The 12,251-nt window shown below is 35.9% G+C and carries 13 protein-coding genes; 5 read left to right on the top strand and 8 right to left on the bottom strand.

Features of this window, described 5'->3' with window-relative positions; all coding sequences use genetic code 11:
• Positions 1 to 106: 106 nt before the first annotated feature.
• From entC to SB773_RS22705, 4 genes are all read right to left on the bottom strand, one after another.
• Entirely contained in the window at positions 107 to 1,543 is a 1,437-nt protein-coding gene (entC, locus tag SB773_RS22690) for a cell wall-binding protein EntC (RefSeq protein ID WP_410592293.1), read from the bottom strand.
• A gap of 718 nt (positions 1,544 to 2,261) precedes the next feature.
• Positions 2,262 to 3,413 (bottom strand): ABC transporter permease, encoded by a 1,152-nt coding sequence (locus SB773_RS22695; RefSeq protein ID WP_407707246.1) that lies wholly within the window; start codon positions 3,411 to 3,413, stop codon positions 2,262 to 2,264.
• A 26-nt stretch (positions 3,414 to 3,439) separates the two neighbouring features.
• Entirely contained in the window at positions 3,440 to 4,114 is a 675-nt protein-coding gene (locus SB773_RS22700) for an ABC transporter ATP-binding protein (protein WP_002159177.1), read from the bottom strand.
• Entirely contained in the window at positions 4,111 to 5,214 is a 1,104-nt protein-coding gene (locus SB773_RS22705; RefSeq protein ID WP_410592296.1) for an efflux RND transporter periplasmic adaptor subunit, read from the bottom strand. The genes SB773_RS22700 and SB773_RS22705 overlap by 4 nt, the downstream gene beginning before the upstream one ends.
• A gap of 211 nt (positions 5,215 to 5,425) precedes the next feature.
• Between SB773_RS22705 and SB773_RS22710 the strand changes: the two genes are divergently transcribed.
• The 3 genes from SB773_RS22710 (at position 5,426) to SB773_RS22720 (ending at position 8,119) form a co-directional block, all read left to right on the top strand.
• Complete coding sequence (locus tag SB773_RS22710; RefSeq protein WP_113733364.1) at positions 5,426 to 6,160, top strand: YwaF family protein; 735 nt, start codon at positions 5,426 to 5,428, stop codon at positions 6,158 to 6,160.
• Between the two features lie 86 nt (positions 6,161 to 6,246).
• Positions 6,247 to 7,113 carry an ABC transporter permease subunit gene (locus SB773_RS22715; RefSeq protein ID WP_131247336.1) on the top strand — a complete coding sequence of 289 codons (867 nt, stop codon included), beginning with the start codon at positions 6,247 to 6,249 and terminating at the stop codon, positions 7,111 to 7,113.
• A 1-nt stretch (position 7,114) separates the two neighbouring features.
• Positions 7,115 to 8,119 carry an ABC transporter permease gene (locus SB773_RS22720; RefSeq protein ID WP_410592299.1) on the top strand — a complete coding sequence of 335 codons (1,005 nt, stop codon included), beginning with the start codon at positions 7,115 to 7,117 and terminating at the stop codon, positions 8,117 to 8,119.
• 42 nt (positions 8,120 to 8,161) lie between these two features.
• On the opposite strand, the gene brnQ2 is transcribed toward SB773_RS22720, so the two are convergent.
• From brnQ2 to SB773_RS22740, 4 genes are all read right to left on the bottom strand, one after another.
• Positions 8,162 to 9,478 (bottom strand): branched-chain amino acid transport system II carrier protein BrnQ2, encoded by a 1,317-nt coding sequence (gene brnQ2 / locus SB773_RS22725; RefSeq protein WP_060750014.1) that lies wholly within the window; start codon positions 9,476 to 9,478, stop codon positions 8,162 to 8,164.
• 222 nt (positions 9,479 to 9,700) lie between these two features.
• Complete coding sequence (gene cotJC / locus SB773_RS22730; RefSeq protein ID WP_002140479.1) at positions 9,701 to 10,270, bottom strand: spore coat protein CotJC; 570 nt, start codon at positions 10,268 to 10,270, stop codon at positions 9,701 to 9,703.
• A 12-nt stretch (positions 10,271 to 10,282) separates the two neighbouring features.
• Positions 10,283 to 10,558 carry a spore coat protein CotJB gene (locus SB773_RS22735; protein ID WP_410592302.1) on the bottom strand — a complete coding sequence of 92 codons (276 nt, stop codon included), beginning with the start codon at positions 10,556 to 10,558 and terminating at the stop codon, positions 10,283 to 10,285.
• A complete protein-coding gene (locus tag SB773_RS22740; protein ID WP_002140483.1) occupies positions 10,555 to 10,770 on the bottom strand; it encodes a spore coat associated protein CotJA in 216 nt (71 codons plus the stop codon). Before SB773_RS22740 ends, SB773_RS22735 begins: the two co-directional genes overlap by 4 nt.
• Before the next feature lie 109 nt (positions 10,771 to 10,879).
• On the opposite strand from SB773_RS22740, the gene SB773_RS22745 reads away from it, so the two are divergent.
• Both SB773_RS22745 and SB773_RS22750 read left to right on the top strand, forming a co-directional pair.
• A complete protein-coding gene (locus SB773_RS22745) occupies positions 10,880 to 11,245 on the top strand; it encodes a VOC family protein (protein ID WP_341023381.1) in 366 nt (121 codons plus the stop codon).
• Between the two features lie 20 nt (positions 11,246 to 11,265).
• The gene (locus tag SB773_RS22750; RefSeq protein WP_060750015.1) at positions 11,266 to 12,045 is read left to right on the top strand and encodes a DUF2935 domain-containing protein; all 780 of its coding nucleotides are present in this window, start codon (positions 11,266 to 11,268) and stop codon (positions 12,043 to 12,045) included.
• Positions 12,046 to 12,251: the final 206 nt, after the last annotated feature.

Raw genomic sequence — 12,251 nt, forward strand, 5'->3', positions numbered from 1 at the left:
GCCCGGTACAATACCGGGCTCATACCCTAGAGGCTGCCTAATGAAACGACCTGTCTAACTTTCGGGGGTCACTTCACGTTGAGACTGACTCTTTTTTATATAGTAATTAGTTTAAAATTTTCACTGTAACTGTTTTACGTCCCCAGTTACTTGATGTACCTTTATCTGGCATTAAAACATCGATTTTATTTCCTTTAATAGCTCCACCAGTATCACCAGCGATTGCCACTCCGTAACCTTCAACCCATACTTTTGAACCTAATGGAATGACACTTGGATCAACTGCAATTAGTTTCATGTTTGGATTAGCTGTTAAGTTATGACCCATAGCTGATTTTACTTGGTCTCCTGCTTTGTAACCATTTTCAAGTGGATCCGCTGTGTAAGCTGTTGCTTGAACTCTTAATTCACGAGAAGAAGATGGTGCACTTGTTTCAGTTTCTTTCGCAACAGGTTGTTGTGTAGCTGGTTTTTGAGCTTTAGCCGTTTCACGAGCTTTAGCTGCCTCTTGAGCCTTAGCTGCTTCACGAGCTTCAGCTGCTTCTTGAGCTTTAGCCGCTTCACGAGCTTCAGCTGCTTCCTCGGCTTTAGCCGCTTCACGAGCCTTAGCTGCTTCTTGAGCTTTAGCCGCTTCACGAGCTTTAGCTGCCTCTTGAGCCTTAGCTTCTGCTTGAGCTTCAGCTTCTGCCTGAGCTTTAGCTGCTTCACGAGCTTTAGCTGCTTCTTGAGCCTTAGCTTCTGCTTGAGCTTTAGCTGCTTCAGTTGCTTCTTGAGCTTTAGCTGCTTCACGAGCTTTAGCCGCTTCTTGAGCCTTAGCTTCTGCTTGAGTTTCAGCTGCTTCACGAGCTTTAGTTGCTTCTTGAGCCTTAGCTTTTGCTTGAGTTTCAGCTACTTCCCCGGCTTTAACTGCTTCACGAACTTTAGCTGTATCTTGAACGTTAGTTACTTTTTCAGCTTTAACTACTGGCTGAACTTTAACTGGTGCTTTTCCTGTTAAGTAAGGAATGTGTACATAAGCTGTTTGGCCGTTATATTCAAATTGGATCCAATCATTTTGTACTTGGTGTGTTGTTTCGATTACATCATCTTTTTTCAATTTACCAAGAATCGCTGAATCTGTATTCGCTCCAGCACGTACGTTTAATACGTTTGCTGTTACGTAGTAAGTATCTTTTGTGTAGTCAGCGCTTATGAAAGCCTCTTTACCACTATTTAATTTAACTTTTGACCATCCGTTTTCTGTATGTAAAACGTTAACTTTATATCCATCTAATAACTTTCCGACAACTTGTGATTCAGTAGTTGGGTTTTCTCGTACATTTAGTACATCAGTCGTTACGATTGTTTCTGCTTTAGCAGATGTTGTGAAAATCCCAAGACCAAAAACCGCTGCTGTTGCTATACCCATAAATTTTTTCATAATAGCCTCCATTGCATTTGTTTTCGTTGACCTCATTATAGCAACCATTATTTTCTTATTTGCGGAAAACACAAAACTACAAAGCATTCGTAACGAGGCATTAATATTCTGTAATAATTCCATTAATATCCTGATAGCGTTTTCTTTGCGTTTTTGAGAGGATTAGAACATACGATTAATAAAATCAACACTTTTTTAATTACTAATAGATTAATAATGTATCATTGGTGTTACTTGAATGTTTCTGTAACGTTACAAAAAAGGGGTATTTGACTATTTGAATCGTAATGTAGTTATGAAAATATAATCTTCTTGTGTGTGAAGTCGTATATATAGGGAGGATTTTAATGAAATAGAGATATAATTGTTACAAAATAAGTTGTAGTATGGAAAAAATTACGCCTTGAATTTGTTCTTTTACATATTATTTTTGCAATAATAGGATTGCTTGATAGCTTTCGTGAGAAATGAAAGTTTAAATGATAAAAAGATAATTGCAACATGAAACATATATAATAGAAGAAACATGATTTAAAGGGATGATATCGTTATGAGGTGGTTCGCGAATTGCAGTAGAATTATCCCGCTATTTGTGGGCAGTAAAACCCCCACCTCAAAATTCGGCTGAAGCAAAGAAATTAGGTGGGAGATTAACTGCCCGTAAAAGCCCGATTGGTGAAGGCTAATAATCAGTGGGGGATGAACAAAACCCCCACTGATTATAGCTTCACTTTATATAATAGAAGTTAGAGGTTCTTATTTTTGTCAAAACGTCGATGAAATTACATTTGCCTTCAACAAAATAAAAAACGTAGGAGTGTAAACTCCTACGTTTTTTTATTTACTCATATCGTAAACATTCAATTGGATCAAGTTTAGCAGCTTTGTTTGCTGGTAGTAAACCGAATGCAATACCGATTAGCATTGAGATACCTACTGAAAGAAGTCCAAGTTCTTTTGAGATAACGAGTGGCCATCCGGCAAAGATTGAGACGATCCAAGCGAAGAAAATACCAAGCATGAATCCGATGAAACCACCGAGTCCTGTTAAAATACAAGATTCAATTAAGAATTGTGTTAATACTTTACCGCGCGTTGCACCAAGTGCTTTACGAATACCAATCTCACGCGTACGTTCTGTTACAGATACAAGCATGATGTTCATTACACCGATACCACCAACAAGTAAGGAGATAGCGGCAATACCACCGAATACCATTTTCATCATACCGATGGATTCGTCTAATTGCTTCGTAAATTCACCTAAGTCCTGTGCTTCGAATTTGTGCTCAAATTTTGGAGCTTTCATTTCGTTTAAAACAGAAACGGCTTGTTTTTCTACACTTTTACGTTCTGTTGGAGAGGTCATTGTTAATCTTACAGAGTCATATTCATTTACTCCTGAAATGACAGGCGCGTTTTCAAGTGATGTATAACCTTCAGGCATAGCCATTCCAAATTCGTTTTTCGTTTCGTATACACCGACTATTTTATACGGCTTTCCTTTTATATCAGTGTATAAATTTGATTCCCAACCACTAAATAATTTGTTGAAAGCTTCTTCATTTAATATAACGGCAGGAATTGCTTGGTTTAATTCGCTGTCGTTTAATTCGCGACCGTGAACTAATTTTATCTTCGAATCTGTCATAAAGGCGCCTGTTCCACCTTTTAAATCAAGAGAGACATCTTTTGAACCAGAAGATGCTTTTACTTTCATACTCACATCTGGATAAACATCTTTAACGCCTGGCACAGTTTGAAGACGGTTTAGCATATCAGGTGTGATTTTGGCACTATCTGTTCCATAATCAGGGTTGTTGTAGTAAATCGTTACTTCAGTATCTTTTCCTTGGCCTAATTCTTTTTTAAACTTTGCGTTTGTACCATCACCCATTGAAATGATAGTAATAATAGCGCTAATACCGATAATAATTCCTAGCATTGTTAAGATAGAACGCATTTTATGAGCAAAGATAGAGGAAAGGGCCATGCGTATATTTTCACTCGTGTTCAAAATTAACCTCTCCAATCTTGGACGATATTTCCGTCACGAATTACAATTTGACGTGCTGCAGCTTCCCCGATTTCACGGTCATGGGTAATCATAATGATTGTTGAGCCTTGTTTGTTTAATTCGTAAAAGAGGTCCATAATTTGTGTACTTGTTTTCGTATCAAGTGCACCCGTCGGTTCATCGGCTAAAATGAATTTTGGATTATTTACGATTGCACGGGCAACTGCGACACGTTGCTTTTGACCACCTGACAATTCATTTGGTAAGTGAGTAGCACGATCAGCTAAACCTACTTTTGTTAAAGCAGCTAATGAGCGCTCGCGTCTTTCTTTTTTATCGACTCCAGCGTAAATAAGAGGTAGTTCTACATTTTGAAGTGCTGTAAGTCTCGGTAATAACATGAAGTTTTGGAATATGAACCCGATCTCTTTATTACGAACGTGTGCAAGTTCTGTCTCAGACATGTTTGAAATGTTTTGACCAGCTAGTTCGTACGTACCTGTCGTTGGTTTATCTAAGCAACCGATAATGTTCATTAATGTTGATTTACCAGAACCAGATGGTCCCATAATAGAAGTGAATTCTCCTTGATTCAGTGTTACGTCAATTCCGTGTAATATTTGAACTGATTCTGCACCGTTTTGGAAGGATTTCGTGATGCTTTTTAAGTTAATCATTCAACGACAACCTCCATACCATCTTTTAAGTCTTTTTCAGGTTTAGAGATAATTTGCTCTCCTTTTTTCACTCCAGAAACTTTTGCTTCGCTATCTGTCTCGAATTCAACAGTAACCGCTTGTTCTTTCGCTTTACCATCTTTTACAACGAAGACAACATTTTTGTCACCTTTTTTCACAATACTGCTTTTCGGAACAATCGTACCAGTTGCTTCACCAGATTTACTTGTTACGTATACATGGAAGCCGTTTTGTAGTTCTTCACTATTGTCTAATGTGACAGTGAATTGATAATTAGAAACAGTTTTATTTTCGTCCATGCTCTTTAATGGTGTAGAACCGATTTCTGTTACTTTTCCTGTCCAAGTCTTACCAGCGACCGTTTTTGACGAAACAGTTACTTCTTGCCCAACTTTCATACTAGCAAGCTCATATTCAGAGAGTTGACCTTTTACTTTAAATGGACCAGCGTGACGAAGTGTAATGCCACTCATACCTGTTTTTTCATCAGCAGTTTTTACGATATCATCAATTACGCCATCAGTAGGGCTTGTTACAGAAAGCGTATTTACTTTCTCTTTTGCAGCTTTAATCATTTCATCAGATTTTTCAACTTCAAACTTCTTCATTTCAATTTGTGATTCTAATTGTTGCACTTCGACTTCCGATGCCTTTAATGCTTCCTGAGGAAGGCCTGCATTTTTATCTTTTTGTAATTTTTGTTTCGCTGCATCAAGTTGTTTTTGATGCAATGTTACTTCTTTTTGTGCGATTTTCTTTTGCATTTCTGCTTCCGTTACACCTTGTTTAGCAGTAGGGTCATTATATTTAAATAGAAGCTGACCTTTTTTTACTTCATTACCTTTTTTAACAGCTAATTCATACGTACCTTTTGTTGGATCAAATGAAATTGTTTCAATTCCATTTGGAATAACTTCACCGCCAAATTTTTGTGCATTTTCAATTTGTTTTTCCGTAACTTTATAACCGCCGTATGCCATTGCTACTTCTGAACCGCCGCCAGCAAATGCAAAATATGATCCAGCTGCAATTCCAATTGCTACTACACTAGTAATTAACACTTTATTTTTCTTCTTCATCTATTTATCACCTTTTCGTTCGTTTTAGTATCTACATTAAGTATAGAGGAGGTGAAGAATCTGACAAATCGTTTTAGCTTACAATAACCTTACAGTTTTGTAAGGTATGAATATCTAAATGTAAGGTAGAGGTTGTCCCAGCCTAAGCAAATGAGTTGACTCGTTGTTTTTTTCTTACAATAATATTGTGTGAAGGAGAGGAGGAAGGAAGATGGAAGTTTATTTTAGTACGCATCCATTAAAACCGTTTATTCCATACTCAAGGCAACATGCTATTATATTATTTATTATGTTGGTGGGGATAGTTTTTCTATATCAATACCAAGATGTATTACGTCAAAGTGAGTGGAATATAACGGTTCGATATGCGATTGCATTTTTATTTATTGGAAGCGAAATTGGGCTTCATATGTGGGAATGGAAAGCGGGGATTTTTGAGCTAGGCACTTCATTACCATTTGAGTTATGTACGATAAGTTTGTTGTTAGCGTCGATTATGATTGTAACGAAAAGTTATCGAATATATGAGATTGTATTTTTTACAGGAATTATCGGTGCATCACAAGCGATTTTAACGCCAAACGTGCAATACGCTTTTCCGCATTTTCGCTTTATAGAATTCTTCATTGCACATGTATTACTTATTTGGGCACCGCTCTTTATGACGTGGGTAGAAGGATATAGACCGACCTTGCAATCTATAAAGCGTACGATGATATTTTTAAACATAGTAATTCCAATCGTTTCATTTGTTAATTATAAAACGGGTGGCAATTATATGTTTTTAGCTCATAAGCCAGAAACTGCTTCATTACTCGATATGTTAGGGCCGCATCCTTACTATATTATTTCATTAGAAATAGCTGCGCTTATGGGATGTTTCATTTTGTATATACCGTTTGCGAAAAGAGAAGGGCATGCGCATAAAGAATCACTAGGGTCATAACCTAGTGATTTTTCTTTATAAATATTTACAATTCAGAAAATTAAGAATAAAATTAAAGGGTAAATCATAGAGAGAGAAGGGGAAAAATGGTCAAAAAAGTATTTTTGAATGGGATGGAAATGACGATTCAATTTATTATTTCGATTTTGGGTATTATTTGTTTAGGGGCACTGCCGAAATTATTTTATGGATTTGAGCTGAATGCATCAAAGTACATAAAGAGTTTAAAAGAAGTGTTTGTGAACTTAATGGATATCTCCAATTTTCAATATGTGAGCGATAAATTTTTATTTCCGCAGTTGTTCATCCATTATAAAGAAACGATTGTTATTTTTTTAGCTGCTTTTTTCATTTCATTATTTGTAGCATTTTGTATTGTTTATGTGATTATGAGTAGTTCACCTCGTATACAACATCGCATTAAATCATTTCTCATCTTCCTAGAATCCATTCCAGACATTCTTCTTATTTTAGGATCACAAATTTTAGTTATATGGTTTTTTAAACAAACAGGTTTTTTACCTTTTCAAATTGCGGCAATTGGAGGCGAGTCGATTAGAGGATTGCCAATATTTTGTTTGAGTATACCGACTACGATTATGTTTGTAAAAATGTTAGTGCTTCGTTTTGAAAATGAGCTAGAAAAAGATTATGTACTATTTGCTAAGGCGAAAGGGCTGAATCGCTTTCATATTTTAAATCGTCATATTTTACGAAATGTGTTGCTTAGTACACTTTTCTTTGCGAAAACGAATGTTTTTTTTATGTTATCCAATTTATATATTATAGAATGGATTTTTAATACGGGTGGTATTTTTATGTTTTTGAAATCGTATGAGGGTATTAGAGTTGAGGTTTTCATCGTTAGTGTGCTGCTTATTTATATTCCGATATTTATTTTATTTAAGCTGTTTCATTATTTCATTCCAGCTGCGATGAAGGAGAGATTATAATATGTGGATGTATATAAAACGTGATAAAAGATTTTGGATAAGCATTGGATTTCTTCTCATATTAGTTCTTTTGAGCATCGGAAATACGATATGGAATGATGGACAGATTAAAAAAGTTACATTGCAATATGATGCGGCCGGAAATCCAGAAGTGCCACCGTTTTCACCTTCATTACAATTTTTACTCGGGACAGACCGGAAAGGATATGACCTTTTACATTTAGTCATTGAAGGCGCGAAGTGGACGATTGGTATATCTATTTTAATTGCGGCACTTAGAATGGTAATAGGTGTGTTTTTCGGTGTTGTACTCGGAACATATGTAAAAAGAGGATTTTCGAAGATTGAGGCTTTTTTTGATAGTTTCACAGTTATTCCGACGGTTATGATTGCGTATTTCTTTCTTCAATCTGTGAATAGATTTGGAAGTGGAGAGGAAACAACAACTTTTTTTGAAAGGGCTTCGTTTCAAGTTGTATTACTTGTAATGCTTGTGATGCCAGTTATTGCACTGTATGTTGCGAAGGAAGTTCGTAAATTACAAACGGAAGAATTTATTGATGCCGCGCGCATATTAGGTGGATCGAGAAGACATATTGTTATAAAACATCTTTTTCCACATCTCTATATGACGTTTATACTCGTATTTCTTCAACAGTTTACGCAGACTCTTACTATTCTACTGCACTTAGGGTTACTGGAAGTGTTTTTTGGAGGAACTGTTAAGTTTTTAGGGCTGGTAGAAGAAATAGACTCTTACACACATGAATGGTCAGGTTTAATAGGAGTCTATTTTAGATCATTAACAGTGCATCCATGGATTCCTCTCGTTCCAATTACATTTTTTGGACTTACTATCTTTTCGGGAAATATGATTGTAAAAAGTATAGAAGAGGCGATGATGAAAGTTCGATTAGGGGGAGAGAGGAAGAAGGAAGTTGTAGAAGAAGAACAATCTGCTGTGCAGTCAAAAGAAGAGTTGTTTACGTTTAAACATACGATGTGAAAATAAAGAAGAAGCAAGCATAATCAATGCTTGCTTCTTTTTTTATTTTGTAGAAACTTCACCTTCAGCTTCTGTTTGCGGAATAAAGTATCCGATTATACCACCGATTATTGCTGGAACGATCCAGCCGATTCCTAAGTTATAAAAAGGAATTGTGTGTACGATATTAGCGATAAAACTTGGAATCATTCCCACATTATCAAGTGCATGAATACAGCTAATAAGGAATGCCGCGATCATCGCTCCGATATAGACAGAAGGTTTACGTTTCGTATATTTATCGATAAATGATACGAAAATTAAAATGATTGTAATTGGGTATAAAATAATTAATACGGGTAATGTAATTTTGATTAATAAACTTAATCCTAAGTTTGAAATAACGAAGCTAAAAATACAAACGTATAGTACAAGCTTCTTATATGAAACATTTGTTAATACTGTTGTGAAATAGTTGGCGAATGCACTTACAACACCGATTGCAGTCGTTAAACAAGCAGCTATAATCGCTATGCTTAATAAAATGTTACCGCTTGTCCCAAAGAATTGATACATAACAGTTGCTAATAGTTGACCGCCATTTTCAAATTGTCCTAAGTTTCCGTTTGAAGCGCCGATATAACCTAGTAAGAAGTAAACAATTGTTAAGAAAAGAGCCGCAATGCTTCCGCAAATAATTGTATATTTCGCAATGGATTTCTTATCTTGTATACCGTTTTGGCGAATTGCATTTACAACAATTGTTGATAATACGAGAGCTCCGATTGCATCTAATGTTAAAAAGCCTTCGAGAAATCCTTTGAAAAATGGGATTTCTTTATAGTCACCAACAGGTTCTGCGAACGATACTGGTGAAAGAATCGCCTTTGTTGCCATAATTGCAATAATTCCAAGCAAAATTGGCGTTAATATTTTTCCGATATGATCTACTAATTTGGATGGATTTAACGATAAGAAGTAGACGACTATAAAGAAAATCGCACTAAAAACTAACATAGAGTACCATTGATCTGGGAAAAGTGGTGCAATCCCAATTTCATAAGATACAGTTCCAGTTCGTGGAATAACAAATAGTGGGCCGATGGAAAGATAAATAATGATAGCGAATACTGCTGCGAATTTTGGGTGAACACGGCTCGCTAAAGTATTAAAACTACCACCAGCAAGGGCAACAGCGACGATAGCTAGTAAAGATAAACCGACATCTGTAATAATAAATCCTGTAATGGAAACCCACATATTTTCTCCGGAAGAAAGACCGAGAAGAGGCGGGAAAATCATATTACCAGCACCGAAGAAAACTGCGAATAGTAATAAACTAATCGAAAGTATTTGCGCTGGTTTTAAAGTTGTACGCATATAAAGAAAAGCCTCCTAATGAGCGTTTTTTTTGTCGAAAATTCAAATAATTTGTCGATTAACTGTTATTATTTTAAAGGTCTGATGACTAGAAAGCAAGAGGGAATTTTAAAAATATTTTAAAATAATGCGTAAAATTGAATAAATATACTATTTATATGTTAATGCAGGAAGAATTTCACTTTTAACGTAAAAAAAACACATATCGCTAGGATATGTGTATTAAAAATAAATTTGCCTATCACGTTCTTCTTTTAAAATTTCTACAGCCTCTCGGAAACGTTGAGAATGGACAATTTCTCGTTCGCGTAAAAAGCGTAAGCTATCATTTATATCGGGATCGTCTGATAAATCAATTAGCCATTGATAAGTCGCTCGTGCTTTTTCTTCAGCTGCAATATCCTCGTATAAATCTGCGATAGGATCTCCTTTCGCTTGAATGTAAGTGGCAGTAAAAGGAACACCACCTGCATTATGGTAAAACAAGGCGCTATCATGATTCGCATAATGCGCGTCTAATCCGGCAGCTTTCATTTGTTCAGGTGTTGCATCTTTTGTTAATTTATAAATCATTGTAGCAATCATTTCTAAATGTGCGAACTCTTCTGTACCAATATCGGTTAGTAAGCCAACGACTTTATCAGGAATAGTATAACGCTGATTTAAGTAGCGCAGAGCAGCAGCTAGTTCGCCGTCCGCACCACCGTACTGTTCAACTAATAATCTTGCGAGTGCTGGATTACAAGTACTCACCTTAACAGGATACTGTAATTTTTTTTCATAAATCCACATAGTTTCTCTCCTTCATATTTGCCATGGCCACGGTCCTTTGCTCCATTCCCAGGGAGCGTTAGAATAACTATTTCCAAACTGCTGAAGTGGTCCGTATTTTTCTTCAATTTTTTGTTTTAATACTCTTCGTTTATAAGAAAAATCGTTGAATTGATTTATAGCTGCAGTATCGTCGGGATGCGTATCTAAATAGAGAGTAAGTTCAACTAATACAAAGTCTAATTCTTGAAGTTCTTCAATCCATTTGTAATATTCATCAGGCGATGTTTGTGTCACGTCTTTATTCACCGTCCTTTTTTGTAAGGATTTTCATAATAATCATAAAAGGCAGGCCATAAAGTCCCTTTTCTTAAAGCTTCTTTTGGTGTGAATTGGGGTAAATTAGTTGGTTGAAAACCCATATATAAGTGCGGGGGAGTTGAGTAATATTTCTTTCCAATTGGAGGACAAGGATCGTTTGGACCATGATAAGGTATGAAGGATTTCATGAATTTATCCATGTTACACGCCTCCTTTATAAATGAAATATCCATTACTATGTATTGTATTCGTACATAATTGTCATTTATGACTCATATAAAAAACTAATAGAGACAGGGGGAGTTGAGGATGGAAGGCATTACAACATGCATCGTATTAGAATCAAAAAATTTAAAGGAAACATTGTATTTTTATGAAGGGATTTTAGGCTTTAAACCAAGCAAGGAGAGACCTCAACTACATGTAACAGGTGTTTGGTATGACGTTGGTTTAACGAGAATTTGTTTTGTGGTAAATCGGAATTTACGAGAGCGAGAGAAGGTTGCTAATTCTTCGTGTGAATTAATAACCTTTTCAATTTCTGATATGGAAAAAGTAAAGAGAAAATTACAGTTTTACAAAATATCTTTTGCGGAAGAACAGCATGCGGATGGGGTGGTAATTACTCTTTATGATCCAGATTGCTATAAGCTTCAAATTTCATCAGAGGCATGAGTAACAATAGGGGGGATAGTGTGGATAGAATGTATGAAGAAAGCGCACTGTTTGAACATAAATTTTGGCTCAAAGTTCTTGGGGATCATGCTCAGTTTTTACTAGATGCTTTAGCTCCACAGGAGAAAGAAGATATACAGAAAGCCACCTATTTTGTAGAAAAATTCACGAACTTTTTAAATGAAATTCATACTGTAAATTTTATTGCATTTTCAAAAGATGCAGAACAAGCTGCAGAGGAGATTCGAGCATTTAAATTAAATATTATACAAAAGCAATTGGAAGGTAAAATTGTGATTCATTTTACTCCGACTTTTATTAATCATATGGTAAATGAAGTGGAGGAATATATAACAGTATTAGAATACTTAGGGAGGGGAGAAGTCCCGCCCGTTTTTCATGAACTACACTATCATCTCGCGTGGTTAACGGATGCAGCAGGGCATGCTGGTTCTATTTCAGGCGGATTAGATGTTGTGGAAAAAAGATTGAAGGAGAAAAGTGATTTGTTTGCTAAACATTTTGAACAATTTTATTTAAAAGCAGTTGAAATGACAGGCTATTTACGGGCAGAACTGAAACATTTTCCAGCTTTGAAGAAGTTTACAAAAGACGTTTCACTAGAGCTAAAGTTATTCTCGCATTTCCTTCGAGAAGTAGAAGAATTAGAGTTGTCTGAGCAAATATTAAGTTCATTATCAGCCAGGATGGCGGATCATATGGCGAGGGAGGAGTGTTACTATTTATTGAAGTTAGCACAATCCTCAGGGTTAGAGATACCGAAATGTAATCCGCTTTAAAAATAGATTGTAGGGAAGATTAAGCAGACAAATTGTAACAGTGATAGAAGTATGTGAACAGGTTTCATTATGAAAAAAATATTGACAAGCCCCTCCAAATATCTTAATGTGATTGTATAAAATTGTGTATCTAAAGGGGAGTAACTTATTACAGTAAAGTCGTCATTACAGGGAGAAACCCTCGGCTTTATTGGCAACGTTTCGTT

The sequence above is a fragment of the Bacillus sp. SIMBA_074 genome (assembly GCF_046534555.1).
GTDB classification, from domain to species: domain Bacteria; phylum Bacillota; class Bacilli; order Bacillales; family Bacillaceae_G; genus Bacillus_A; species Bacillus_A mycoides.

What these genes read in the sequence shown, in the direction of transcription:
- SB773_RS22740 (WP_002140483.1), bottom strand. Translation starts at nt 10,770, where the DNA reads ATGGATAAATTCATGAAATCCTTCATACCTTATCATGGTCCAAACGAT.
- SB773_RS22705 (WP_410592296.1), bottom strand. Translation starts at nt 5,214, where the DNA reads ATGAAGAAGAAAAATAAAGTGTTAATTACTAGTGTAGTAGCAATTGGA.
- brnQ2 (WP_060750014.1), bottom strand. Translation starts at nt 9,478, where the DNA reads ATGCGTACAACTTTAAAACCAGCGCAAATACTTTCGATTAGTTTATTA.
- SB773_RS22745 (WP_341023381.1), top strand. Translation starts at nt 10,880, where the DNA reads ATGGAAGGCATTACAACATGCATCGTATTAGAATCAAAAAATTTAAAG.
- SB773_RS22715 (WP_131247336.1), top strand. Translation starts at nt 6,247, where the DNA reads ATGGTCAAAAAAGTATTTTTGAATGGGATGGAAATGACGATTCAATTT.
- SB773_RS22695 (WP_407707246.1), bottom strand. Translation starts at nt 3,413, where the DNA reads ATGGCCCTTTCCTCTATCTTTGCTCATAAAATGCGTTCTATCTTAACA.
- SB773_RS22710 (WP_113733364.1), top strand. Translation starts at nt 5,426, where the DNA reads ATGGAAGTTTATTTTAGTACGCATCCATTAAAACCGTTTATTCCATAC.
- SB773_RS22720 (WP_410592299.1), top strand. Translation starts at nt 7,115, where the DNA reads ATGTGGATGTATATAAAACGTGATAAAAGATTTTGGATAAGCATTGGA.
- SB773_RS22700 (WP_002159177.1), bottom strand. Translation starts at nt 4,114, where the DNA reads ATGATTAACTTAAAAAGCATCACGAAATCCTTCCAAAACGGTGCAGAA.
- entC (WP_410592293.1), bottom strand. Translation starts at nt 1,543, where the DNA reads ATGGAATTATTACAGAATATTAATGCCTCGTTACGAATGCTTTGTAGT.
- cotJC (WP_002140479.1), bottom strand. Translation starts at nt 10,270, where the DNA reads ATGTGGATTTATGAAAAAAAATTACAGTATCCTGTTAAGGTGAGTACT.